Origin of the sequence: Liquorilactobacillus cacaonum DSM 21116 (assembly GCF_001436735.1) — a bacterium.
GTDB lineage: Bacteria > Bacillota > Bacilli > Lactobacillales > Lactobacillaceae > Liquorilactobacillus > Liquorilactobacillus cacaonum.
Window position 1 is genome coordinate 111,201 of record NZ_AYZE01000016.1, and the last position, 25,573, is coordinate 136,773.

The following is a 25,573-nucleotide window of genomic DNA, read 5'->3' on the forward strand; positions in this document are numbered from 1 at the left end:
GTAATTAGAAAGTGGGGGAGTGGCATGAAAGATAATAAAAAAATAGAGCATGACATGTCGAAAATGGATCACAATAAAATGAATCATGAGATGCCAGAAATGGATCACAGCAAAATGAATCATGAGATGTCGGGACATATGCACCACATGGGTGATTTTAAGAAGAAGTTTTGGTTATCATTTGTTGTTTCACTTCCTATATTTTTACTTTCATCTTTTATGGGATTAAAGTTACCTTTTAATTTTTCATTTACAGGCTCAGATTGGCTAGTACTTGTTTTAGCAACGTTCCTTTTTTTCTATGGTGGGCAGCCATTTTATACTGGAGCATGGCAAGAATTAAAAGAAAGAACTCCAGCAATGATGACATTGATTACGATGGGAATAAGTGTAGCTTATATTTATAGTCTTTATGCATTTGTTATAAATCATTTTGTTTCTGGGGCAGCTCATGTAATGGACTTTTTTTGGGAATTAGCAAGTCTCATTGTTATAATGTTGTTGGGCCATTGGATTGAAATGAATGCAACAATGAGTGCAGGAAATGCAGTTGAAAAGATGGCGGCGCTATTACCTGGAGAGGCCCATCTACTTGGACAAAATGGTCGAACTCAAGATATCAAGCTAGAAGATCTTGAAGAGGGACAAGTCGTTAAGATTCTTGCGGGTGAAAAAGTACCTGCTGATGGTGAGATTATTAGTGGAACAAGTGCGGTAAATGAGGCTTTAGTTACTGGTGAATCCAAAGCAGTAAAAAAGAGATTGGGCGACAAGGTAATCGGTGGTTCTCTTAATGGTGATGGAACTTTAGTAGTTAAGGTAACAGGCACTGGTCAAAGTGGATATCTAGCCCAAGTTAGTAAACTTGTAGGACAAGCACAACAAGATAAATCAAAGGCTGAATCAGTTGCTGATCGAGTATCAAAGTGGTTGTTTTATGCAGCTCTTTTGGTTGGAATTATTGCATTTTTAGTTTGGTTAAATCTTGCAGATATGAGTACAGCACTTAATCGAATGGTAGCTGTGTTAGTGATAGCATGTCCACATGCTTTGGGCTTGGCAATTCCATTAGTTGTTGCTAGAAGCACTTCTTTAGCTGCTACAAATGGATTACTTTTACGCAATCGAAAGGCACTTGAACAAGTAAAAAAGCTTGATGTTGTTCTGATGGATAAAACTGGAACTCTAACAGAAGGTATATTTAAAGTAAATGAAATAAAAAGTGAAAACAGTCAATATACAAAAAATGAAGTCCTTGAATTGATGGCACAATTAGAAACAAGTTCAAGTCACCCACTAGCAACTGGTATTTTGAATGAGGCAAAGAAAAACAACTTAGATATTAAATCTGCTTCAAATGTACAGACACTTAAAGGTATAGGTGTGACTGGATTAATAGCTGGCAAAGAGTACCAACTTGTAACTGCTAATTATTTGAAGAAAAAACAAATTGATTTTAATCAGAAGCAATTTGATGAATTAGCACAAAAAGGTAATTCAATTAGTTATCTAATTAGTGATGAGAAAATAATTGGTTTGATTGCACAAGGTGATCAAATAAAGAATGAATCCAAAACATTTATTGAGCAGTTACATCAAATGGGGATAGAGCCTGTAATGTTAACTGGGGACAATGAATTAGCTGCAAAAAAAATTGCTACTCAGCTTGGGAAAATAACTGTAAAAGCGGAGCTGAAGCCAGAAGATAAAGAAAGAATTGTTAGGGAATATCAAGAAAAAAATCATCATGTGATGATGCTTGGCGATGGAGTCAATGACGCTCCTAGTTTAGCACGAGCGGATATTGGAGTAGCAATTGGGGCAGGGACAGATGTTGCGATTGATTCAGCAGATGTGGTCTTGGTAAAGAGCAATCCTAAAGATGTTTTGAATTTCTTACACTTAGCTAAGGCAACTAATCGCAAAATGGTCGAGAATTTATGGTGGGGAGCAGGATATAATATTCTTGCCTTACCTTTAGCAGCGGGATTACTTGCTGGATTCGGATTTGTTTTAAGCCCGGCTGTTGGGGCGATTGTGATGTCATTATCAACAGTTATTGTTGCTATCAATGCAATGACATTAAGGATAGATTGATGGAGGTGAGTGACTACGAAAAAAGAAGATTATGCAATTGATGGGATGGTTTGCGCCACGTGCTCGTTAACGATTGAAAAAGCAGTTGGCAAGTTGGCAGGAATAAATGATGTGAGTGTGAATTTAACAACCGAAAAAATGAATGTGGCATATGATTCTAGCAAACTTGATGAACAAAAAATCATAGCAGCTGTAGTAAATTCGGGCTACGGGGCAAAGTTATTGACCGGAGCAGCAGATGAAGAAGAAAGACGAACACTTGCAAAAACAAAACAAATAAGTAATTTATGGAATCACTTTATTTATTCAGCAATATTTATTATTCCATTATTGTATGTTGCGATGGGCTCAATGTTTGGACTGTGGGTACCTGGATTCATGAATCCAGATGCTAATCCAAAGATATTTGTAGCAATTGAACTATTACTTGTTTTGCCTGTAATTGTTTTAAATCGTGATTATTTTAGAATTGGGCTGAAAGCTTTGTTTAAAGGACATCCAAATATGGATTCATTGGTTGCTCTGGGATCAGGAGCCGCTTTTATATACAGTTTATTTGGAACCGTCATGATTTTTGGAGGTAACTTTAGTTACATCAACCAATTATATTATGAGGCAGCTGGAACAATTCTTACGTTAATTACACTTGGTAAATACTTTGAAATACTTTCAAAGGGCAAAACTTCTTCAGCAATAAAAAAGCTCTTGAATTTGGTCCCCAAAACTGCCAATGTTTTGATTGATGGAAAAGAACAGGAAGTATCTCTTGAGAAGCTAAAACTAAAGGATATTGTAATAGTACGACCGGGGCAAAAGATACCAGTAGATGGAGTAATAATTGAAGGGAAATCAAACGTTGATGAAGCTTTATTGACGGGTGAAAGTATGCCAACGAAAAAAGGTCAGGGAGATACGGTAATTGGAGGAACTTTAAATCAAACTGGAATATTTAAATTAAGTGTTACGAAAGCTCCAAATGATACGGTTTTATCACAGATTGTAAGATTAGTAGAAGATGCGCAATCTCAAAAGGCGCCTATCGCTAAAATAGCAGATCGCGTTTCAGCAATTTTTGTTCCAACTGTGATTGTACTAGCTTTAATGGCTGGATTAGCGTGGTTCTTGATAGGCCATGAGTCATTTAGCTTTTCATTGACAATTATGATTGCTGTATTGGTGATTGCTTGTCCGTGTGCACTTGGATTAGCAACGCCAACGGCAATAATGGTAGGTACTGGTAAAGGTGCAGAGAATGGAGTCTTTTTTAAGAGTGGTGTATCACTTGAAACACTTAAGAATATTGAAACAGTTATTTTAGATAAGACAGGTACAATTACAACAGGGAATCCTACAGTTACAGATATTTTGTCCTTTGGTGAATATTCAAAAGATAAGTTAATTAGTTTTGCAGCAACTGTGGAGGATAATTCACAACACCCGCTCGCAAAAGCAATTTTGGAATATGCAAGAAAACGAGGTATAAAAATTCTACCATCCACAGATTTTCAACTGATTGAAGGAATGGGAATTCAAGCAACAATACAAGACATCCACGTTAGTTTAGGTAATACAAAATTGATGCAAGAAAGTCAGATTGACATTTCTGAAGTAGTTTTTCAAGCTGATGAATTTGCGAGTCAAGGGAAAACACCATTGTTGGTTGCTGTTGACTCACAAATAGCAGGCATCATTGCAGTTGCAGATCCTATAAAAAAAACCAGCCAAAAAGCAATCATAAGGTTAAAGAAGGCAGGACTTAACGTGTTGATGATAACAGGTGATAATGCTAAGACAGCAGCAGCGGTAGCTAAACAAGTTGGAATAACTGAAATAAAAAGTGAAGTTATGCCAGCTGATAAGTCAAAGTATGTAAAAGCTTTGCAAGGAGAAGGAAAATTAGTTGCAATGGTTGGTGATGGGATAAATGATGCTCCTGCTCTAGCACAAGCTGATGTTGGAATTGCCATTGGTTCTGGTACAGATGTTGCAATAGATGCTGCAGATGTTGTATTGATGCACAGCGATTTAGCTGATGTTGAGGTGGCGTATCAGTTAAGTCAAGCAACAATTCGCAATATCAAAGAAAATCTATTTTGGGCATTTGCCTATAATATGCTAGGTATTCCAGTGGCAATGGGAATTTTATTTTTATTTGGTGGTCCATTGCTCAATCCAATGATTGCAGGAGTTGCCATGAGTTTTAGTTCGGTTTCAGTTTTATTAAATGCGCTGCGTCTTAAGTCATTTAGGTCGCCTAAAAAAGCGTGAAAAAATAAGGAGTGATTATTATGGAAAAGACATATGATATTGTAGGTATGAAATGTGACGGCTGTGCAAGAAAAGTAACAGAGGCTTTTTCAGGTATTTCAGGTGTATCAAAAGTTGAGGTAAGTCTAGCAGACAACAAGGCAGTTGTAGCAGGTGATTTTGATGAGAATAAATTGCAAGAATCTTTAGAAGGAACACATTATAGCGTAAAAATTTAGAAACGCATAATAAAACTGGAACAAGATATTCATTTGTTAAATGAGGGGCTATACTGGATGAGAATCAGTATGGCTCTTTTTTTGTTAGAAAAATTTGCAAAAAAAAAGGGCTCTATTAAAAGCTCTAGTCTTAACCATCTATTTTGACAATTGGATAAACACGGTTGTCAGCTTCGTCAAATAAACTGATGGGATGTTTTTCAGTTGCATCGAGGCGTAATTGGTATCCATACCTGTCAATAAAAATTAATTCTTTATCATCAAGTTTGGTTATTTTTCCAGGCAACTTACGACCGTCAATTAGTATAGTGAGTGTTTCATTAATTTCAAGGAGATGGACTTTCCCACTGAAATCATCCGTAAAGTTCCACTTGCCAACGTAGAAGTTAGGCAGATTGTTTACATATACCTTCTTTTTAAATAAAGCAAGGGGATTGAAGTGACTTCGCAGGTTGAATCCATGATTAGCCTGTTGCTTGTGATTCATTAGTAGTGCGCCCCTCTCAGTGATTTATTGATTTCAAAGTATAATATAACATTTAAATAATAAATAAAGTAGTATTTAGACTAATTTTAATAGCAATATATTTGTTTTGAAAAAAGTTTGTATTATCCGAAAAAAATATGTCATTTAGTTATTCAAATGACAAAATTTAGATCAACGCTTCATTAGATATACTAAGTATTATTATTTTGTTACAATAGTTTTAAGAAAGCGATTTAAAAAGGGAGGAGTTTCCATGTTAAAATTAGGTGTAATTGGTACAGGCTGGATTTCAAAACAATTTGTTGAAGCAATACAAGAAAATGGTTCATGGGAATTAACTAGCGTATTTTCACGGTCAATTGAAAAGGCGGAGAAATTTGGGGAAGAACTTGGTCTTAATATCATAGGTTATCGAGATTTAGAGCAATTTTTTTCTAGTGATGATTTTGATGTTGTCTATATTGCTTCTCCCAATAGTTTACATTTTGAACAAAGTCGACAAGCAATTTTAGCCGGTAAGCATGTAATTGTGGAAAAACCTGCTTGTTCTAATCCACAAGAGATGAAAATAATTCAACAGTTACTTTATAAGAATAATAATGTTTATTACTTTGAAGCAGCTAGACATTTTCATGAACCTAATTTTTTGAAGGTTAAAGATACAGTTAAGCAAATGAACACGATTCAAGGTGCAACACTTACTTATATGAAATATTCTTCAAAGTATGATGATTTTTTAGCGGGAAAAGAACCAAATGTTTTTTCGCTGGACTTTTCAGGAGGAGCTTTGCAAGATTTGGGAGTATATCTTGGATATGATGCGGTTAGTTGGTTTGGATTACCGGAAAAAGTACAATATGTAGCTACTAAGTTGCGAAACGGAATCGATGGTAAGGGACTAGCATTATTAAGCTATCCGGGATATACTGTGACTTTGAACATTGGTAAAATTGCTAATTCTTATTTAAAAAGCGAAGTTTATGGCTTAAAGGAAACAATTGTTATGGATAACGCTGCTGATTTAGAGGAAATCCGTCTAATAGATGGAACCAGTGAGCAACTTTTAACACAAAAAGCAGCAGCTAATCCAATGGCAGCGGAAGTTTCAGACTTTACTGAGATACTTAAGAATCCAACTTCTTTAAGTAGTAAACAAAAGATGGAAGATTGGTTAGCTGTTTGTGTTCAAGTTAATCATGTTTTATATGAACTTAGAGTGAGTGCGGAAATTATATTTAGAGCAGATGAACAGATGAGGGAAAAATGAATTCAAAATTTGAAGATAATTTTAAAGAAAAAGGTTTTACAAAATTAACATTAATTCAGGAAAAAGTATATGAACCATTAATGGAAGGTAAAAGTGTATTGGGACTTGCACCAACTGGTTCAGGTAAGACCTTAGCATATTTATTACCATTACTTGAACGTGTTGATAAAGCACAAGGAGTGCAAGTAGTAATTGTTGCGCCTTCACAAGAATTAGCTGCACAGATTACGGAAGTAGCACGTCAATGGGCTAAACTTGTTGATTTAAGTGTTCTATCGTTGATTGGTGGAGCAAATGTTAAACGACAAATTGAAAAATTGAAAAAAGCACCAGAAGTTGTAATCGGAACTCCAGGTAGAATGCTTGAGTTGGTTGAAAATAAAAAATTAAAGTTGCATAATGTAAAATCATTTGTTTTTGATGAAGCAGATGAATTATTAACAGAACAAACATTGATCTCATGTCGTTCACTTTTAAGCCATGCACCAGGAATTGTGCAGCTTGCATTTTTTTCTGCTACAAAATCCGAAATTTTTGATCAACTTCAGCAATGGTTTGGTATTGATGTTGCAACATTTGATGTACGAGCAGAGGACCAGACACAAGGAATCGTAGAACATTTTTTGGTGGAAACACCCGTAAGAAAACGAATCGATACTCTTCGCAAGTTGTCTAATTTGGAAGAATTCAGTGCACTGGTGTTTTTTAAAAAGGTAACTGAAATTGAGAACGCTGCAGATAAATTGCGGTATCTAGGTGTTAAGGTTGCAGTGTTAGAAGGTCAAAAAAGACAAGTAGAACGCGAAAAAGCTTTACGACAATTACGCAAAGGTGAAATCAAATTATTATTGACTACCGATGTTGCAGCACGCGGGCTTGATATTGAGGACTTACCTGCTGTAATTAATTATGATTTACCAAAAGATAGCAATACCTACATTCATAGAGTTGGAAGAACAGGGAGAATGGGGGCTCGCGGAATAGTTGTCAACTTGGGTAACGAACATGATCTACGAAATTTTAGACAATTAGTACAATCAGAAAATTATGAACTGAATTTTGGAATGGTCTACAAGGGAACACTTATACGGACAGAAGAGTTAGAAAAAGAACCAAGAGAAGTTAGACCAGATAGTGAAAAGGAACCAAGAAGAAAAAAACAAGCAGTACAATTGCCTACTGTTGAAAAGAAGAAATATAAAAAAAGAAAACGTGATCAAAAAAACAAAGGGATGCGACGAAAGAAAGACAATCAACAAGATAAAGAGATATAATATCTGAATGGGTGGACTATTGACTTTAGTGTGTTATCTTCATATACTTATATAGTTGATATTTTACTTGTTTTCTTGCGTTTGTAGCTCAGCAGGATAGAGCAACCGCCTCCTAAGCGGTAGGTCATCGGTTCGATTCCGATCAAACGCATTATGAAATAGTCAAGATAGAACATGTATATAGAATAGAAATAGGGACTAGATCGGAGTAACTTTCGATCAGTCCCTATTTTTGTCGTGAAATCATGAATCTTACGTTTTTTCATATAAACATGCAAATATCATGCCTATTTGATTCTGTGTTAATCTTCTATGACTCCCAATCTGGGTCACACGCTTGCCCAGTCTCCATTTCTAAATACGGGTATCCGAGTTCCATCGGTACGAATTCCATCAATATCCATTTCAGCTGATCCTACCATAAAATCAACATGCGTTTGACTGATATTCAAATGGGCTTTCTTTAATTCATCTTCAGTCATCTTTGTACCACCAATTAGTGAGAATGGATAAGCAGAGCCAAGTGCAAGATGATTGCTAGCATTTTCGTCAAAAAGTGTATTGAAAAAAGTGATTCCTGATTGAGAAATTGGTGAAGGATTTGGCACTAATGCAACTTCTCCTAAAGAACGAGCACCTTCATCAGTTTCTAAAAGATGATTAAGAACTTCTTCACCTTTTTTAGCTGTTGCTTCAATAACTCTTCCGTTTTTGAAGGTTAATCTAATGCCTTCAATTATAGTACCACTGTAACTAAGTGGTTTAGTTGAAGACACAACTCCATCAATTCGAGTCGAATCAGCCGCGCTAAATACTTCTTCAGAAGGCATATTTGCCATGAAAGAAATTCCCTGACTATTGAGGCTACTTGCTCCTTCCCAATGGTGATTCTTTGGTAATCCAATTGTCAAATCAGTATTTGACGAGACATAATGTAAAGCAGTGAATTGCTCGTTGTTTAGCCAGTTGGCCTTGGCATGAAGTTTATGGTCATGTTCTTTCCATGCTTGTACTGGATCGGCTTCAATGATCCGAGTTGTCTTAAAGATTTCTTCCCATAGTTTTTGAGTAGCTTCAGAAACTGATAATTCAGGAAAGACAAGTTGAGACCATTTTGATCCTGCAGCAGCGACAACTGTCCAACTAAGATCGTTATTTTGAGTAGCTTTTCTAACACGGTTAAGTACTTGGCCCATTGATTTTTGGAAAGTTGCGATTCTCTTTGGTGGAATCCCTGCTAAAGCACGAGGACTTTCTGAAACAACAGAGATGCGTGCAGCTTTTTTATCTACAATGTAGTCTGCTTCTGTACCAAAATAGGTTGGAATATTTTCTAACCTATCGAGGGGAGCATTTTTTAAGAATTGGCGTTGTGAAAATGAATCAGTCCACTTTGTGATTACCTCACTCGCACCGGCTTTGTAAGCTTCTTGGATTATTAAATGAGCTAGTTCAAGCTGTTCAATTGAAATATATAAAACAACTACTTGACCAACTTGAACATTAACACCAACTTTGACGATTAGAGTGGCGTATTTTTGAAGATTAAGGTTGAAAGTCTCAGAGTTCATGGGCGGGCTCCTTTTATTATTTATATAATTAATATCAATATATGATAGCATAATTTAACTAGCGGGTTTAGCCAAATTTTAAAATAGATGGTGTGAAATTAAAAAAAAATTTGCTAATTAGAATTCCTATTTCAGGAAAATGGTGTTTGTAGTACAATTAATACAACAATTAGAGAATTCGAGGTGGCATTTTTGAAGAAATTAAAAGTAATGACGGTTTTTGGAACGAGACCTGAAGCAATTAAGATGGCACCTGTAATATTGGAATTAAAAAAACAAGCAAAATTTTTTGAATCCATAACGGTTGTTACAGCACAACACCGTGAAATGCTTGATCAAGTGATGACAATCTTCAATATTGTACCAGACTATGATCTTGATATTATGAAAAAAAATCAAACGTTAGGTGATATTACTGCGAGTGTTTTGCAGCTATTAGACCATGTTTTAGATAAAGAAAAACCAGATATAGTACTAGTACATGGAGATACATCGACAACCTTTGCGGCTGCACTTGCAACTTTTTACCGCCAGATACCAATTGGACATGTCGAAGCGGGGTTAAGAACATGGAACAAATATTCACCTTATCCTGAAGAAATGAATCGACAGATGACAGACGTGTTAAGTGATTTATATTTTGCACCAACAAACCAGAGCAAAAAGAACTTATTGGCAGAAAATCATCGTGATGATCAGATATTTATTACTGGCAATACTGCAATTGATGCTCTTAAAGAAACAATTACAGATGGTTATCAGCATGCGGTGTTAGATGAAATAAATGAAAAAAACAAAATAATACTATTAACGATGCATCGCCGTGAAAATCTTGGAGAACCAATGAAACAAGTTTTTACTGCAGTAAAGCAAGTTGTTGAACAAAATAAAAATGTAGAAGTTGTTTACCCAATGCATTTAAATCCCAAAGTCAGGGAAATGGCTAAGCAAATATTAGGTAATATTAAACGAGTTCATTTGATTGAGCCATTAAATGTTGTGGATTTTCACAATTTATGCGCGAGAAGTTATTATATTATGACTGACTCAGGTGGTGTGCAAGAAGAAGCCCCAGCTTTGAAAAAACCGGTTCTAGTTTTACGAGACACAACAGAAAGACCAGAAGGTGTTGAGGCGGGGACTCTAAAATTAGTTGGAACCAGTCAGCTCGAGGTAGAGAAACAAATGAACTCCTTACTAGATAATGAGGACGTCTACCAAAAAATGGCAAATTCAAAAAATCCATATGGTGATGGACATGCTAGTGAGCGAATATTGGAAGCAATTTTGTATTATTTTGGCGATAATGTCAAAAAACCAATTGATTTTTAGATAGATAATTTGTTGTGGGGGAGAAAAAATGGGAAAACAAAAGATTGATAAGTTTGGCTTTAAAACTGAAGAACAAGTATTTAACCGTTACTTTCCTTTATATACCGTTGCATTACGTTATTATCCTGAGATTTATGCACTGCTTGAAAAACATTCAGATTTAGAGAACCCACGAACGATTTCTTCTAATATAAATATTGTTTTTGCAATTATTCGATATCAGACGATTGTAAAGAATCTGGTTAGCCTACAAGCTGTGGGCGAGGTTGATGAAGACGTCTCGCAAGAAATTAAGGAGTTACGTAACATAATAGATGTGCTTGATAATCTCAAGTATCAAATCGCACATAATCCGAGTTCTGTAAAAAATGCGATTATAATTAAGGACAAGATATTGGATTTTAAAAATTTCAGAAAAAAATGATAACAAGTTTGGTGTGACTTTTCTATGGATGAGTTTGCACTATTTTTTTATAATTCAGTAAGGGGGAAAATGAAATGAATGAAAGTCAAAGAATTGAATTACTGAGTGATTTAATTAAAATAAATTCAGTCAACGGTAATGAAGCAAAAATTGCAAACTATTTAGAAAAAAAATTAAAAGAGAATAATATCAAAGTAAAAGTTGATTACTTTGGCGAAAATAGCGCAAATCTGATTGCTGAAATTGGTACTGGGAGTGAAGCTGTGCTTTGTTTTGAAGGGCATCAAGACACTGTTGCAATTGGAGAACAGAAACAATGGAAGTACAAGCCTTTTGGTGCTGAGATTGTTGGCGATAAACTTTATGGCCGCGGTTCTGCTGATATGAAAAGCGGATTGGCTGCAGCTGTCATTGCAATGATTGAATTAAATGAAGAACAGGTAAAGATTGCTGGAAAGATAAAATTAGTTGCAACATCGGGTGAAGAGTTTGGTGCTAAAGGTGCATATCGATTGATAAAAGGTGCTGAGCTAGATGATGTTTCTGCAATGATTGTTGGGGAACCCACAGCAGGTAAAGTCATTTATGCACATTCTGGATCATTAAATTATTGTGTGAAAAGCTATGGCAAGGCAGTTCATAGTTCTAATCCTGAAAAAGGAATGAATGCAATCATTGGATTGAATTATTTTATAAATGCAGAGCAAAAAGTATTTGCCAATAGTCCAGTTGATTCAATTCTAGGTGAATTTAAGCATAGTATTACTACGATTTCTGGTGGAAGCCAAGTTAACATTATTCCTGATTATGCTATATTGTATGGAAATATTCGGCCAACAAGGGTTATGAACAATCATAAAGTAAAAGAAATGCTTAATGAGTTAATTAGAAAGCTAAATAAAAAATATAATTGTCAATTAGAACTTGAAATAATTCATGATTTTTTTCCGATGAGCACTTTAAAAGAGAATAATTTTGTAGCACAAGTGATTAAAGCAGCACAAAATAATTTTGGCAGTAAGACAAGTCTTGGAATAATAAATGGTGCAACTGATGCAAGTGTTTATGTACAAAAATATCCTAATTTACCAGTTGTTATTTTAGGACCAGATACGTGGGAAGTGGCACATCAGGTTGACGAAGCCACAAGTATTAATAGTTATATGAATACAATTGAGACTTACAAAGAAATTGCACATAATTTTTTTAAATAGATGAATATTATTATTTTTATTTGTTACTTTTTTATTTACATGTCGACCCTTTCAGTTTATAATTTCATTAATTAAGTTGATTAGGTTAGGAGAAATGAAATGAAATATAAATATGAAATTATCTACCCCAAAAATGAAATAACAAAAGAAACACCAGTGGCATTGACGTTACATGGAATGGGGTCATCTTACCTTGATTTAAGACCATTAATTCCAGTCTTTGGAAGAGAAGTGATTGAGCTACATCTTCAAGGTGACCTTGGCTACGGTGGTGGATACACATATTTTATACCAGAGTTTACCAAAAAAACTGAACAAGAGATAATTGGAACTGTTGTTAAAGATATCCATGATGAAGTTGTTAGTATTTTGGAGACAGAAAAATTAGAAAAAAATCCATTGTTTAGCTTAGGCTTTAGCCAAGGAGCAATCTTGAATATAGGGTTAGGAATTTTTTATCCTAATTGGTTAGATACGGTGGTTATATTGAGTGGACGTTTGCCAGAATTTTATGTTGAAGAAGCAAAGAAAAATCTTGTTGACAAAAAAGTAAAGACAAATTTCTTTATTTCGCAGGGGAAAAAAGATCCACTTTTTGCACCAACGGTTGGGCAAAGAATTGCCAAATTTTTAGGAGAGTATTCAGACAATGTTGCTTATCATGAGTACTCGAGTGGTCATACGGTAGATCGTCAAGCACCACGAGATATCTATGACTGGATTATGGCACAAGTTTAATTAGCATAGTAGCGGGCAAAATCAAAACTTATCTTTTGATTTTGCTTTTTTTTTTTAGAAACTCATTTTATTGTGTCAAAGGTGAGGGTTAATGATTGACACTTGCTATTTTGTAGAATAACATTTAATCATTGGTGACACGGTGTCACCAATGATGGGAGGGTAGTGAAGTGGTTTTAAAGACGTTTGAAAATTTATCTGCAGAAAAAAAGAAACGAATATTTCAAGCATTGCTAAATGAATTTGGGGAATATCCACTGGAACAAGCGCAGGTGGCTAGAATCATTAAGGAAGTAGCTATTTCTAGAGGGAGTTTTTATAAGTATTTTACGGACATTAATGATGCATATTGGTACGTTTATAAAGTTGTTTTAAGTGAGGTTCATGCTCCTATTTTGAACGAAAAAATAACAACTTGTTCATATGTAAAAACGGTTCGCGAATTTGTAGAGCAAACGACTGCTAGTGCCTATTTTGAATATATAAGAATGCATTTGTGTGTAAATGAGAGCTCTTTAGGTAAAGAAAATAAAAATAAATTCACTAAGAAACCTAGTTCTTATAGTGAATGGGCAGTGATGATTCTTGCACATGAAGTAATTAAACAGATATTGCTTTATCCGAATATGAAAGACCAATTAATTGGGTATTTAGACGAATCTGTTCAAAAATTAATGAAGGAAGGTTGATGCTATGTTTCTCGCACTTAAAGAGATGAAGTATGAAAAATTAAGATATGCCTTAATTATTGCGATGATAGTCTTAGTTAGCTACCTAATATTTATTTTAACAAGTTTAGCGCAAGGCTTGGCAAGGCAAAATACAGATGCAATAAAATCTTGGAATATTCAAAGTGTAGCATTGAATAGTGATGCAAACACAAGCATGACGCAATCTGTAATCACAAGAAAACAGTTAGCTAATATAAAATTAAATAAAAAAACTGCAGTGGTTACTCAGGTTCCCATAGTAGTTCGTGGGACTAATAAAAGTAAAGAAAGCGCCCAGTTTATAGGACTAAATTATACGCAGTTTATTATGAAGAATATGAAAATTCTAAATGGTAAGAAACCTATTAAGTCCAATGAAGTGCTAGTAGATAGCTCGTTGAAACAAGATGGGTATCAAATTGGGGATAAAATAAAACTGAATTCAGGAGGAAATAGCTTTGTAATTAGTGGTTTTGTAAAAGATGCAAAATTAAATATTGCACCAGTTGTATATGGTTCGATTAATGCAGCTAAGGTGCTAAAAAATGCAGGTCCAACATTTGCAACAAGTGCTGTTGTTTCACAAAAAAAAGAGGTAAAGCATCTTAAAAATAGTGATGTAACAAGTTATTCCCTAAAAAGGTTTATAACTAAATTGCCAGGTTATTCGGCTCAAACAACCACGTTTACATTTATGATAGGTTTTTTAATGGTAATTTCTTTAGTTGTAGTTGCAGTATTCCTGTACATTTTAACAATGCAAAAGCTTGAAAATTATGCAGTTTTGCGAGCTCAAGGTGTGCCGGTCGGAATTCTTGTGCGTGCAACTATTTCACAATCTATATTGATTGTAATAAGTGGTCTATTAATTGGAACTGGCCTGACAGGATTAACTGCACAATTTATCCCAGCTACTGTACCAATGTATTTTAGTATTCCGTTGCTTGGAACTGTAGCCCTTGGGTTGATTATCGTTGCCTTATTAGGTGTAATTGTCCCAATAAAAATAGTTACGCAAGTTGACCCAGTAACTGTGATTGGAGGTTAATTAATGGCTACTGTAATTTTAAATGAAATTAATAAGTATTTTGGAGAAAAAAAGAACAGAATTCATGTGTTAACTGAAGTTAATTTTAAGGCACAAGAAGGCGAACTATGCTTAGTACTTGGTCCTTCTGGTTCTGGAAAAAGTACATTTTTAACAATTGCGGGTGGAATTCAAACACCTTCTTCTGGAGAAGTTATTATTGAAGGAGTGAAACTTGATAATTTAAGTAAGAAACAAAGAGAGCGACTTAGGTTAGAAAAAATTGGATTTGTACTGCAAAATTATAGCTTAGTACCTTATCTGAGGGTAAAAGAACAATTTGAGTTAGCAAAGCGGGTAAAAAGAGAAGGAAATTTAAGCGATGATGATTTTAAAAAGATTATAAATCAACTTGGAATTGAAGATTTATTGGATCAATATCCGAAAGAATTATCAGGGGGACAAAGGCAGCGTGTAGCAATTGCTCGGGCACTTTATTCAAATCCGGCAATAATTTTTGCTGATGAACCAACTGCTGCATTAGATTCACAAAGAGTGACTGAAGTGGGAAATCTGTTCAAAGATTTAGCACATGAGCAAAATAAATCGGTTATTATTGTGACACATGATTTGAGATTAAAACAATATGCAGATAGAGTATATGAGATCATGGATGGGACTTTGAAGGAAGATAATTAAAATTAATTATTGTATAAAAAAAAGACATTGGGGTAACTTTAACCCAATGTCTTTTTATAGATAAAATCATTTAAAATGTGGTTGGATATTTTAGTACCAACCATTTGCTTGCCAATGTTTAACGGCATTTTGCCATGATCCATAACGGTTGATAACGTAATTATTAGCAACACGTTCTTGATTAGCAGCAGAATAGTCACCATTTAGATATGATGCTGAAAGTTGATACTTACCATAATATTGGCCATTTCTTGCAGTATAAGAACCACCTGATTCACGAGCAGCAATCCAATTACGAGCAGTTACTTCTGCGGATGATGAGCTTGCTGCTGTGTATGTTGTAGCAGTTGTAGTTTTTGCAGGTACAGCACTAGTTGTGCTTGCTGCTGGTGTAGTTGGTGCTTTACTTGTTGTTACTGGAGTTGTTGCTAGAGATTGTGTAGCAGTTGTAGCCACACTATTTGAGCTAGTTGTTCCACCAATTTCAAGTTTTTGACCAACAATGATTAAGTTTTTATTTTGTAAACTATTTTGTTGCACAATAGAATCAACCGTAGTGTTGTATTCATTGGCTAATTCAGAAACTGTATCGCCAGCTTTTACAGTAACAGAATCAGCATTAGCTGCGACTGTACCAGCTGTCAACATGCCTGTAACTGTTGCGGCTGACAATAAAATTTTCTTAATATCCATTTATATATTCACTCCTGTATTTTGTCTTGTAGCATTTGCTACCCTTCATGTTCCAACAATGAATAGTATATATAGATAATGTGACAAGAAAATGCCAAAACCATTACTCTAAAGCAACATTTTGTAATATTTTAGTGTTTTTGTAACATTTTGTAATATAAAAAATGCATTTATTTGAAAAAAAGTAGTGAATAAGCTTAAAACTGTGCTACTTTTGAGACATTTTGTTATTTATGACAAAAATGATTGAAAAAGTATTTTAAAATGCAAGATTTTCAAAAAAAAATGCAAAAAAAAGTAATTTATTACTTGACAATCTCTTTTTTAATGCAAAATCTCTGAAAGATTACAAATATTGCAGTGTTTTGCAACAAATTCAAAAAAGTTTGCGGATTTTGAAGAAAATAACTAGAATTATTATGATAATAATTGTGGCAATTGATATATTTATCCATGCCATTGGTCCATTTGCAAAGGGTAATGTCACGTTCATTCCATAGAATCCAGTGATAATAGTAGGAATTGTTAATACTAGTGACCAAATTGTTAAAAATCGCATTACATCATTTAAATTATTGTTTAATAGATTATTTGCTGTTGATGAGATTCGTTCTGTAACATCCAAGGCAATTGAAACAGTTTGTTCTGCTTGATGAGCTTCAACAGTGATACTATGTAGTCTTTTTTTGTCTTTTGAATTTTTCTGAGTAATTACCTCAGAATCAGTAATACTGTTAAGAACTAACAAGTTTGTTTTAATTCCACTTGCAATATAAACAAAGCTTCGTTCGACATTTGACAATTCAAGCAGCTGTTGATTGCTTATTTTATGATTTAACTCACTTAAGTAGCGGTCACGTGTTTTATTTAACGAGTCAATTGTTTTTTGGTAACGAATGGTTATTGCATATAAGATTGTTAGAATAAAACTCATCAGGGATGATTCTTCATCTTCAGCAATTGCTCTTTTGAGTACTTCTTGAATGTTCAAATAAAGTGCTTTAGATCTGAATGTAAAAAGCGTATCTTTTTTTACAATAAAGGTAATTGGTTCAAGTACAAAACTATTCGTAACATCGATTTTTTTAAGTGGCGAATTATAGATTAAGAGGTCTAAGTCATCTTGATGCTCATAGCGGGCACGTTCGTATTTATCGGTTGCATAAGCAAGATTTTTTGCAGTTAACTCATGTTCTTCCAAAAGTATTTTTTGATCCTCTATATCAATATCTTGAATATCGAACCAAATGAAGTTTTTATTTTTTCTTTCTATTATATGTTTTGTAATCATGTAAGTTACCTCGTGTCTAATATTATAGAAATTTTACCATGATTTTATAACGATTAGTGAATTTTGACAAAAATTAAAGTTATAGTGAAAGAGACAAAAAAATACGATATAATCGTAATAATAACAATGGAGGTGCTCTAATTGGGTAAAGTATTCTTGGTAAATGCAGGAAGTTCATCAGTGAAGTGGAAGTTATTTGAAGCGAGTGATGAAAAGGTCGTTGCAAAGGGACTTGTAGAACGAATAAATATGCCAGGGTCTATATTTGAAGTTAAGTATGCAAAACAAAAATATGAGATTAAAATTGACAATTTAACTTATGAAAATGCGGCAGAATTAATTTTTGAAAAATTGCAAGAATTAAAAATTATTGCAGAATTAGGCGAGATTGAAGCGGTTGGTCATCGTGTAGTTGCAGGAGGGGAAATTTTTAAAGGAGCGATTGAATTAACAGAAGATAACCTGGAGAAACTTGCTGAAATGAATGATTTTGCCCCATTACATAATCCAATGGAAGTGAAATATGTTTATATTATGAAGCAGACTCTTCCTGAAATTCCTCAATATGCAGTTTTTGATAGCAAGTTTTTTACAGATTTACCTGAAATGAATGCGATTTTTAGTATACCTTATGATTATACAAAAAAATTTGGAATTAGAAGATATGGTGAACATGGAATTAGCCATGATTATATTTCACATCGGGCAGCTCGCTTATTAGGGAAGCCGCTAGACTCTCTAAAAATGATTACTTTACATTTGGGAAGTGGAGCATCAGTTGCAGCTGAAAAAGATGGAAAAGCATTTGATACTTCTATGGGTTTTACTCCATTAACCGGTTTGACAATGGGAACACGTGCGGGGGATGTTGACCCTTCAATTATTCCTTATTTGATGAAAAAACTATCGTTAAGTGTTGAGGAAGTATTATTGATGTTGAATGAGGATTCTGGATTGCAGGGAGTTTCAGGACTTTCACCAGATATGCGAGATTTACTTGCAAATGCTAGTCAAGAGCGCGTGAAATTGGCGATTGATATTTTTATTAATAGAATTATCAAATATGTTGGTAGTTATTATGCTGAACTCGGCGGCTTAGATGTTTTGGTATTTGCAGGTGGAATTGGCGAAAATAATCGGGCTTTGCGTGCTTTAATAATTGAAAAGCTACAGGTTCTAGGCCTTAAGCTAGATAGTGAAGCTAATGAAAAAAATGAGGAAGGTCTGATTTCAAATCCAGCATCATCTGCACAAATAATGATCGTGCCAACAAATGAAGAATTATCTATGGTTCGACAAATTGCCGCGTTACGTAATAAATAGTTTTCAATGGATTTGTGCCAAGCGTAATACAAATTGATTTTGATGAATGTAAAGTAATCTGATTGTGGATATTTAACATTTAATAGAAAGTTTTGGGATATACAACATATTTTAATAAATTGAGGTCTATATCAGAAGATAACTTTTGTATAGGCCTTTTAACGTTATACTACATCTAATAGATAAAAGAGTTATGATATACTTTATAATGAACAAACGTTCGCAAAAAAGGTGGGATTTAAATGCGTTTTTTACATACAGCAGATTGGCACATTGGAAGAAAACTTTATGGTTATGAATTAATTAGGGAACAAGAGGATGCATTTGCACAAATTTCAAGAATTGCAGTGCAAGAGAAAGTTGATGCAGTTGTGGTTGCAGGAGATTTATATGATCGAGCATTACCAAGCGAAGATGCAGTAAAACAACTCAATAAAATGATTGTCGAGTTAAATCTAAAATTGAAAAAGCCAATTTTAGCAATTAGTGGCAATCACGATTCAGCAGTAAGGTTAAATACAGGACATGAATGGTTCAAGGAAACACAATATTTTTTGAATACAACTGTAGAAGAGGCAATGACTCCTATTGAATTTCCGGATACACAATTTTTTTTATTACCATATTTCCAATTATTTCAAGCTAGGAATTTTTTTGAAGATGAATCGTTAAATGATTTAACAACTGTGATTGAAAAGATTATTTGCCAAATGAAAAAGCGGTTCAATTCTGAAAAAAAACATGTTTTGGTTGCACATTTTTTTGCTGCAGGGAGTACAAAGACAGAATCAGAGACTAAGATTGAAGTGGGTGGACTGAATGCTGTTCCGGTAGATATACTTGATGATTTTGATTATGTTGCTCTCGGGCATCTTCATGATGTGAATGCTTTACACAATCCAAAAGTAAAATATAGCGGTTCACCGGTAAAGTTTTCAGTATCTGAAGCCAAAACGACTAAAGGAGTCTGGATTGTAGATACGGAACCCTTTCAAATTGAATTTGTACCTTTAAAACCCTTAAATGACATAATTTTACTCGAAGATAACTACGAAAATCTGATATCGCCAAGAATATATACTGGGATGAAGGAGAGTGACTTTGTAGCAATTACTTTAAAGGATAATGCTGTCATTCCAAATGTCATGAATAACTTACGCGAGTTTTATCCTAAAATAATAAGTTTAACTAGAAAAAACCAAGTTTTAGAGATTCCCAAAGATGAAGCTGATGTATTTGAGTTAGATCCGATGAAGCTATTGGGGAGTTTTTTTGAGGATATGACAGGAGAAAAAATGACGAAACTTCAAGAAAAATGGGCGACGGATAGTCTGGAATATGTGAATGGTGGTGAAATGAAATGAGACCATTGGAAATTGAAATGACAAACTTTGGACCATATGCACACCAAAAAATTGATTTTACAAAATTTGCTGAGCAGCCTTTTTTTTTAATTAGTGGGAAAACCGGAAGTGGCAAAACAACTATTTTTGATGCAATGTGTTTTGCTTTATATGGGAGTACTTCGGGAGATGATCGAGAAGCATCAGCTATGAGATCTGGATTTGCAAAAGATTCTGAAAAAACTGAGGTCCAATTTATTTTTGAACATCAAAATAAGATATATAAAATTATGCGTCAGCCAAAACAAATTATTACAAAAAAGCGTGGAACTGGGACAAAAGTACAAAATATGGTAGTGACATTGAAGTATCAAGAAATTGATGGAACGGAAATGGAACTGAACAAAGTAAGTGTTGTAAATAATTTTATTCAGGGACTAATCCATCTAACTTTGGAACAGTTTACGCAGATAATAATGTTACCACAAGGGAAATTTAGAAACTTTTTGGATTCTGACAGTAATGAAAAAGAAAAATTGTTAAGAGAGTTATTTACGACGAGTTTGTTTAAAAAATGGACAGATGAAATTCAAAATCGAGCAAAAAAGACACATGATAAAACACAGGAAAAACAACACAAAATTGATGTTTTGAAAAGCCAAGTTACCGAAATTGATGATCAAATTGATATTGTTTCGTGGATTAGAACTGCCGATGAATTAATTAAAAAAATAGGAGAAGAACAGCATCTTAGCAGTTTAAAAGTAAAAGAATCTGAAAAAAAGATTGAAGATGCCCAAAACTTATTAGAACAAAATCGTCTTTTGCAACGGGACTTAAAAACACTAACAGAAGTAGAAAATAAAATTGCTGAAATAAAAGATGATGAGTGGCTTAGAAATGTGCAAGGAAAATTAAATCAGTTGAAATGGTACCAAACACATGGGCCGTTAGTTGTAAGTATAATTGACCAAACAAAGAATCTTAAAGAAACTAACATTAAGTTGGAAATTGCTAATAAAGAAAAACAGATTATCAAACAAAATGCTGCGACAATTAAGGAACAATTACATGCTTTAAATACAAAAGAAACAGAAATTGAAAAACTGGCTGATGTAGTCAAGGATTTAAATAGGAAAAAAGATTACATGAAACATATTGAAAAACTTGATAATAAGTTGCTGGAATTTCGAAATGAGGATAAATTAAACACCGTAAAGAGCACAAAAATATCAAAAGAATTAAAAGTAATCACCAAAGAAGTTGAAAGACAAACAAAAATTGTTGATGAAGATAGTGAGATAGCTAAGCAGGAATTACGATTACAAAAGTCCGAAAGTAAGTTAAATGAGGCTGATAAAATAAGAAATGCAGTAGCTAAACAATATGAACGGGTTACAGAACTTAGGAATGTTTTAAAAAATCAAAATACGACTCTAGAAAGTCAAATGCACCAGATGTTGTTAGCAAAAGAAAAATATGAAAAATTAGACGCTCAATTAGCAAAAAATCAAATTATTATTTTAAGTAAGAGACTCAAGCCAGGCGAGCCATGTCCTCTTTGTGGCGCACTCGAACATCCTAAATCTGAAATGGCAGCAGAAATAATCAATGAAATTACAGAAAAAGATGTTGAAGATGCTGCCAATGAGCAAAAAAAATTAGCGGTATCGGTTGGGAAAATATCAGGTGAAATAACGATTAATAAAGAAAGATTAACGGAACTACGTACTGATATTTCTAACGAAACCGCAAAGTTAATGGGTGTTATGGATTTTCGCGAGGATGATTTTTTATCGATTCAAAAAGAAATAGATGTAGAAAAAAAGAAGTTAAAGTTATTTTCGGGTGAATTAGAGGAGAAAAAGCAGAAAATTAATGAGGCCCGAAAAGAGATTGTCTTACTAAATGACAGAAAAAATAAAAGTGAAAATGAAATTGAGCTATTCAGTGAAAATGAACGAATATTGAGGTTAAGCATTGCTAAACTTGAAACAGAACTTAATACACTTCGAAAAGAGTTACCAGAAGAAATAAATACGATAATGCAATTGGAAGATTTAATAGCGCAAAAACAAGCGATAATTAACGAATTTCAAACTAAGCAGACTAAAATGAATGAAGAATTAACGAGAGTTAATAGTAATTTTACGACTTTGGTTGAAAGAGTGGATGGACTCAATGAAGCTCAGCAAATACTAAAAACTAAGCGCCAAGCAAATACTGAAAAACTTAAAATCATTATGAAAAAACATGATGAAAATCTAACCTTTGAATTGATGCAAGTTGGGCTCAAGCAAACAAAAGAAATTGAATTGCTTGAAGAAAAAATTGGAAATTATCAAAACGAAATGGTTAAGTTAACCACACAAGTAGCTGATTTAAAAAAGAGAACTGAAGGAAAAAACTTTATCGATATTAAGGAGTTGGAAGAAAATGTAGTCAAGTTGAAACAACAAAAACAATTTTTATTTGATGAATATTCAGAAAAAACACAAAAATATAATGAGATTACCAAAGTGGCTGCAACAGTGAAAAAAACTTGGGATGAATATAAAGATGAACTTAAAATAGATGCTCAGTGGAATCAATTACTTGAGGTAATAGGCGGAAAAGGAAAAGTGAAACTTGGACTAGAGCGATACGTGTTACGTCGATATTTAAAACAAGTTTTGGTAGTAGCTAATTTAAGACTAAGCAATTTAACAAATGATCGTTATTACTTTGAAATTGATCAAAGTAATGGGACCTATGCAACAGATACAGGGCTAGAATTAGATGTTTTCGATGGTGATTTAGGAAAATCTAGAAGCGTAAAGACACTTTCTGGAGGTGAAAGCTTTATTGCAGCATTATGTCTAGCACTTGCTATGTCTGAAGTTATCCAAAGTATAAATGGCGGGACTCAAATTGATGCATTATTTATTGATGAAGGTTTTGGTTCATTAGATGATGAGTCATTACAAGTTGCTTTAGAAGCACTTCAAACACTAGAGGGGAAAAATCGTTTGATTGGAATAATTAGTCATGTTAGTGCATTACGTGAACAATTGCCCGCACAGTTGCGAATAAAGTCTAAAAATGGGAGAAGCTCGGCACATTATGTATTTGACTTTGAAGAGATGGTGGGACAATGATAGACATTTGATTGAGTAGGGTATAATATTGTTATTGAGAATTATTATCATTTAAATCATTGAGGAGTGAACACGATGGCAACGCAAGAACAAAATACATTGTTGGTGGCCGCGAATAAACTAAGAAGTAACAAAATTAAGAATACGCCACAAAGGCAGGTAATTTTGTCATACCTAATGACATCGCATGCACATCCATCTATTGAGATGATTTTTAAATATGTTAGAACAAATGGTTTTAGTGTAAGCTTAGCAACTGTATACAATACACTGCAATTGTTTGTAGACCATAACTTAATTATTGAAATTGCAGCTGATAGTGGTGGACATATGCGATACGATTATTTTGAGACGCCTCATTATCATGTGATATGTGTGAATTGTAATAAAATTGTTGATGTATTTGATGATACGTATAAAGAAAATGAAAAACTTGCAACAAAAAAAACTGGTTATCGAATTTTGAATAGTCAATACGAGGTTTATGGAATTTGTCCAGATTGTCAAAAGAAAATTGATACTAAAATTAGTGTTTGATTGACAAGGCGAAGTGCTTAAGTTATACTTTTTTTGTTAAGAAGTAATGAGATAGATAGTAGGGAATAGTCACTGTTACAGAAACTTGATGGATGCTGTGAATCAAGACAAATTATTAACCCGAATTACACTATTTGAATTTTATTGTTATTGGTTCACCTCATTATTGGTGCTAGAGTGGTTGCTTTAAGTGACAACTTGGGTGGTAACGCGGAATTAATTTCGTCCCTAATACAGAATAGTATTGGGGACTTTTTTATTAGGAGGAGAAAATGAATATTATTGATGAGTTAACTTGGCGCGGTGCAATTAACCAAATGTCGGATGAAGTTGGATTGAGAAAGAAAGTCGAAGAAAAATCGATTGGTGTGTATTGTGGGGTTGATCCTACGGGTGATAGTCTTCATATAGGACATCTAATTCCGTTTATGATGCTTAAAAGATTTCAAATGGCTGGTCATCGTGCACATATTATTATTGGAGGGGGAACTGGATCAATTGGTGATCCATCCGGAAGAAGTTCAGAACGAGTTCTACAAACGATGGAACAGGTTCATCATAATGAAGAAGCGCTAACTGCCCAGATGAAGCAATTGTTTGGTAAAGATAATATTACTGTGCTGAATAATTATGAATGGTTATCTAAGATTGATTTATTAAGTTTTTTAAGAGATTATGGCAAATTATTCAGTATAAATACAATGTTGAATAAAGAAGTTGTTTCTAGTCGACTTGAAAGCGGAATTTCATTCACAGAGTTTACATATCAAATACTACAGTCAATTGATTTTCATCATCTGTTGGAAGAAAAAGATATCGAATTGCAAATAGGTGGTGCAGATCAGTGGGGGAATATCACATCTGGTATTGATATGATTCACAAGATTGAAGGTTCTGGTACAGAAGCATTTGCGCTGACAATACCATTAATGTTAAAAGCTGATGGAACAAAGTTTGGGAAGACTGCAGGTGGTGCAGTTTGGCTTGATGCAGAGAAAACGACACCATACGAATTTTATCAATTTTGGTTAAATCAAGATGATCGTGATGTAGTTAAGTATTTGAAATATTTTACTTTTCTTGGCAAAGAGGAGATTGCTAGTTTAGCTGATAAAGTCAAAAATGAGCCAGAAAAGCGTGAGGCACAAAGAAGACTTGCAGAAGAAGTAACAGCTTTTGTTCACGGAAAAGATGCCGTTGTTCAAGCGCAACATATTTCAAAGGCACTTTTTTCAGGAGATGTAAAAACATTAACAGCGGCAGAAATAGAGCAAGGATTTAAAAAAATGCCGACAGTAGAAGTTAGTAATGAAGCACTGAATATTATTGAATGGTTGGTGCTGAGTGGGATTGAAAAATCTAAACGCCAAGCACGCGAAGATGTAGCTAATGGAGCTATTTATATAAATGGAGAAAGAATTCAGGATGCAAACTATATAATTAACCCGTCAAAATCATTTGAAGGTAAATTTGTAATTGCACGTCGTGGGAAAAAGAAATATTTTCTTGCTAAAATAAAATAAAAAAGAGACTTCATCCGGTAATAAATAAATTATTACTGAGTGAAGTCTTTTTTTTAGCCAGGGATTAAGTCAAAATACGAATTATTTTTATTTATACAATAAAATAGTTAGGATATTCAAAAAAGATATAAATCGAATATTGTTGGGGAAGATAATATTTGTCAATTTTTTCTTGACGGGTTTCTTACTTGAGTGTATAGTATTCAATGTTGTTGCGATACGAAATTATTTTTGAAGAAGTATTATGAAAGATAATTGTTGACAATAACATCTATATGGTATAAAGTATAATAGATAAACAAATATAATATAAATATTCATAAAATAAATATTTATACATTTTGTATGTAGACCTTTGAAAACTGAACAAAGTTTCGACAAATCAAATGTGTAGGGTCTC

At 33.9% G+C, this 25,573-nt stretch carries 21 protein-coding genes, 1 tRNA gene and 1 other annotated feature; of the genes, 18 read left to right on the forward strand and 4 right to left on the reverse strand.

From position 1 onward, the window contains the following. Positions 1-24 precede the first annotated feature (24 nt). The 3 genes from FC80_RS08580 to FC80_RS08590 are packed head-to-tail and all read left to right on the forward strand — an operon-like array spanning position 25 to position 4,583. Positions 25-2,097: a heavy metal translocating P-type ATPase gene (locus FC80_RS08580; protein ID WP_235807265.1), complete on the forward strand. Its 2,073-nt coding sequence runs from the start codon at positions 25-27 to the stop codon at positions 2,095-2,097. Positions 2,098-2,106: 9 nt separating this feature from the next. After that, positions 2,107-4,365, forward strand: a complete 2,259-nt coding sequence (locus FC80_RS08585) for a heavy metal translocating P-type ATPase (RefSeq protein WP_057829723.1) — start codon at positions 2,107-2,109, stop codon at positions 4,363-4,365. A 20-nt stretch (positions 4,366-4,385) separates the two neighbouring features. Next, positions 4,386-4,583 (forward strand): heavy-metal-associated domain-containing protein, encoded by a 198-nt coding sequence (locus tag FC80_RS08590; RefSeq protein WP_057829724.1) that lies wholly within the window; start codon positions 4,386-4,388, stop codon positions 4,581-4,583. 130 nt (positions 4,584-4,713) lie between these two features. Here the strand turns inward: FC80_RS08590 and FC80_RS08595 are convergent, their stop codons facing one another. Next, on the reverse strand, positions 4,714-5,070 hold the full coding sequence (locus FC80_RS08595; RefSeq protein ID WP_057829725.1) for a DUF4828 domain-containing protein: 357 nt from the start codon (positions 5,068-5,070) through the stop codon (positions 4,714-4,716). Between the two features lie 253 nt (positions 5,071-5,323). Here FC80_RS08595 and FC80_RS08600 point away from each other — a divergent pair, with 253 nt between their 5' ends. From FC80_RS08600 to FC80_RS08610, 3 genes are all read left to right on the forward strand, one after another. Then, on the forward strand, positions 5,324-6,337 hold the full coding sequence (locus FC80_RS08600) for a Gfo/Idh/MocA family protein (protein WP_057829726.1): 1,014 nt from the start codon (positions 5,324-5,326) through the stop codon (positions 6,335-6,337). Then, positions 6,334-7,611: a DEAD/DEAH box helicase gene (locus tag FC80_RS08605; RefSeq protein ID WP_057829727.1), complete on the forward strand. Its 1,278-nt coding sequence runs from the start codon at positions 6,334-6,336 to the stop codon at positions 7,609-7,611. The genes FC80_RS08600 and FC80_RS08605 overlap by 4 nt, the downstream gene beginning before the upstream one ends. Before the next feature lie 77 nt (positions 7,612-7,688). Beyond that, positions 7,689-7,762: transfer RNA gene (locus FC80_RS08610), tRNA-Arg, on the forward strand. Between the two features lie 178 nt (positions 7,763-7,940). Here the strand turns inward: FC80_RS08610 and FC80_RS08615 are convergent. After that, positions 7,941-9,182, reverse strand: coding sequence for an aminopeptidase (locus FC80_RS08615; protein WP_057829728.1), 1,242 nt, complete (start codon positions 9,180-9,182; stop codon positions 7,941-7,943). A gap of 192 nt (positions 9,183-9,374) precedes the next feature. On the opposite strand from FC80_RS08615, the gene wecB reads away from it, so the two are divergent. The 7 genes from wecB (at position 9,375) to FC80_RS08650 (ending at position 15,326) form a co-directional block, all read left to right on the forward strand. Next, positions 9,375-10,514 (forward strand): non-hydrolyzing UDP-N-acetylglucosamine 2-epimerase, encoded by a 1,140-nt coding sequence (gene wecB, locus FC80_RS08620; protein WP_057829729.1) that lies wholly within the window; start codon positions 9,375-9,377, stop codon positions 10,512-10,514. A 28-nt stretch (positions 10,515-10,542) separates the two neighbouring features. After that, positions 10,543-10,938 (forward strand): hypothetical protein, encoded by a 396-nt coding sequence (locus tag FC80_RS08625; RefSeq protein WP_057829730.1) that lies wholly within the window; start codon positions 10,543-10,545, stop codon positions 10,936-10,938. A 74-nt stretch (positions 10,939-11,012) separates the two neighbouring features. Then, a complete protein-coding gene (locus FC80_RS08630) occupies positions 11,013-12,152 on the forward strand; it encodes an ArgE/DapE family deacylase (RefSeq protein WP_057829731.1) in 1,140 nt (379 codons plus the stop codon). 99 nt (positions 12,153-12,251) lie between these two features. Then, on the forward strand, positions 12,252-12,890 hold the full coding sequence (locus tag FC80_RS08635) for an alpha/beta hydrolase (RefSeq protein ID WP_057829732.1): 639 nt from the start codon (positions 12,252-12,254) through the stop codon (positions 12,888-12,890). Between the two features lie 170 nt (positions 12,891-13,060). Further along, positions 13,061-13,579, forward strand: coding sequence for a TetR/AcrR family transcriptional regulator (locus FC80_RS08640; RefSeq protein ID WP_057829733.1), 519 nt, complete (start codon positions 13,061-13,063; stop codon positions 13,577-13,579). A 4-nt stretch (positions 13,580-13,583) separates the two neighbouring features. Next, the gene (locus FC80_RS08645; RefSeq protein ID WP_057829734.1) at positions 13,584-14,648 is read left to right on the forward strand and encodes an ABC transporter permease; all 1,065 of its coding nucleotides are present in this window, start codon (positions 13,584-13,586) and stop codon (positions 14,646-14,648) included. 3 nt (positions 14,649-14,651) lie between these two features. Beyond that, positions 14,652-15,326, forward strand: a complete 675-nt coding sequence (locus FC80_RS08650) for an ABC transporter ATP-binding protein (protein WP_057829735.1) — start codon at positions 14,652-14,654, stop codon at positions 15,324-15,326. 90 nt (positions 15,327-15,416) lie between these two features. On the opposite strand, the gene apf is transcribed toward FC80_RS08650, so the two are convergent. Further along, the gene (apf, locus tag FC80_RS08655) at positions 15,417-16,019 is read right to left on the reverse strand and encodes an aggregation-promoting factor (protein ID WP_057829736.1); all 603 of its coding nucleotides are present in this window, start codon (positions 16,017-16,019) and stop codon (positions 15,417-15,419) included. Between the two features lie 376 nt (positions 16,020-16,395). Further along, positions 16,396-17,310, reverse strand: coding sequence for a magnesium transporter CorA family protein (locus FC80_RS08660; RefSeq protein ID WP_057829737.1), 915 nt, complete (start codon positions 17,308-17,310; stop codon positions 16,396-16,398). Between the two features lie 141 nt (positions 17,311-17,451). Here FC80_RS08660 and FC80_RS08665 point away from each other — a divergent pair, with 141 nt between their 5' ends. The 5 genes from FC80_RS08665 (at position 17,452) to tyrS (ending at position 25,173) form a co-directional block, all read left to right on the forward strand. Then, the gene (locus FC80_RS08665) at positions 17,452-18,633 is read left to right on the forward strand and encodes an acetate/propionate family kinase (RefSeq protein WP_057829738.1); all 1,182 of its coding nucleotides are present in this window, start codon (positions 17,452-17,454) and stop codon (positions 18,631-18,633) included. 242 nt (positions 18,634-18,875) lie between these two features. Next, on the forward strand, positions 18,876-19,997 hold the full coding sequence (locus FC80_RS08670; protein ID WP_057829739.1) for an exonuclease SbcCD subunit D: 1,122 nt from the start codon (positions 18,876-18,878) through the stop codon (positions 19,995-19,997). Continuing rightward, on the forward strand, positions 19,994-23,113 hold the full coding sequence (locus tag FC80_RS08675) for an AAA family ATPase (RefSeq protein WP_057829740.1): 3,120 nt from the start codon (positions 19,994-19,996) through the stop codon (positions 23,111-23,113). The genes FC80_RS08670 and FC80_RS08675 overlap by 4 nt, the downstream gene beginning before the upstream one ends. A gap of 75 nt (positions 23,114-23,188) precedes the next feature. Continuing rightward, on the forward strand, positions 23,189-23,650 hold the full coding sequence (locus tag FC80_RS08680) for a Fur family transcriptional regulator (RefSeq protein ID WP_057829741.1): 462 nt from the start codon (positions 23,189-23,191) through the stop codon (positions 23,648-23,650). A gap of 37 nt (positions 23,651-23,687) precedes the next feature. Then, positions 23,688-23,883 (forward strand) — a binding site (T-box leader). 39 nt (positions 23,884-23,922) lie between these two features. After that, a complete protein-coding gene (tyrS, locus tag FC80_RS08685) occupies positions 23,923-25,173 on the forward strand; it encodes a tyrosine--tRNA ligase (RefSeq protein ID WP_057829742.1) in 1,251 nt (416 codons plus the stop codon). Positions 25,174-25,573: the final 400 nt, after the last annotated feature.

Bases quoted from the DNA above. Each gene is read 5' to 3' on its own strand.
- FC80_RS08670 (WP_057829739.1), top strand. From the start codon at position 18,876: ATGCGTTTTTTACATACAGCAGATTGGCACATTGGAAGAAAACTTTAT.
- FC80_RS08650 (WP_057829735.1), top strand. From the start codon at position 14,652: ATGGCTACTGTAATTTTAAATGAAATTAATAAGTATTTTGGAGAAAAA.
- FC80_RS08675 (WP_057829740.1), top strand. From the start codon at position 19,994: ATGAGACCATTGGAAATTGAAATGACAAACTTTGGACCATATGCACAC.
- FC80_RS08580 (WP_235807265.1), top strand. From the start codon at position 25: ATGAAAGATAATAAAAAAATAGAGCATGACATGTCGAAAATGGATCAC.
- FC80_RS08595 (WP_057829725.1), bottom strand. From the start codon at position 5,070: ATGAATCACAAGCAACAGGCTAATCATGGATTCAACCTGCGAAGTCAC.
- FC80_RS08600 (WP_057829726.1), top strand. From the start codon at position 5,324: ATGTTAAAATTAGGTGTAATTGGTACAGGCTGGATTTCAAAACAATTT.
- FC80_RS08615 (WP_057829728.1), bottom strand. From the start codon at position 9,182: ATGAACTCTGAGACTTTCAACCTTAATCTTCAAAAATACGCCACTCTA.
- tyrS (WP_057829742.1), top strand. From the start codon at position 23,923: ATGAATATTATTGATGAGTTAACTTGGCGCGGTGCAATTAACCAAATG.
- FC80_RS08660 (WP_057829737.1), bottom strand. From the start codon at position 17,310: ATGATTACAAAACATATAATAGAAAGAAAAAATAAAAACTTCATTTGG.
- FC80_RS08645 (WP_057829734.1), top strand. From the start codon at position 13,584: ATGTTTCTCGCACTTAAAGAGATGAAGTATGAAAAATTAAGATATGCC.
- FC80_RS08590 (WP_057829724.1), top strand. From the start codon at position 4,386: ATGGAAAAGACATATGATATTGTAGGTATGAAATGTGACGGCTGTGCA.
- FC80_RS08680 (WP_057829741.1), top strand. From the start codon at position 23,189: ATGGCAACGCAAGAACAAAATACATTGTTGGTGGCCGCGAATAAACTA.
- FC80_RS08630 (WP_057829731.1), top strand. From the start codon at position 11,013: ATGAATGAAAGTCAAAGAATTGAATTACTGAGTGATTTAATTAAAATA.
- FC80_RS08635 (WP_057829732.1), top strand. From the start codon at position 12,252: ATGAAATATAAATATGAAATTATCTACCCCAAAAATGAAATAACAAAA.
- apf (WP_057829736.1), bottom strand. From the start codon at position 16,019: ATGGATATTAAGAAAATTTTATTGTCAGCCGCAACAGTTACAGGCATG.
- FC80_RS08605 (WP_057829727.1), top strand. From the start codon at position 6,334: ATGAATTCAAAATTTGAAGATAATTTTAAAGAAAAAGGTTTTACAAAA.
- FC80_RS08625 (WP_057829730.1), top strand. From the start codon at position 10,543: ATGGGAAAACAAAAGATTGATAAGTTTGGCTTTAAAACTGAAGAACAA.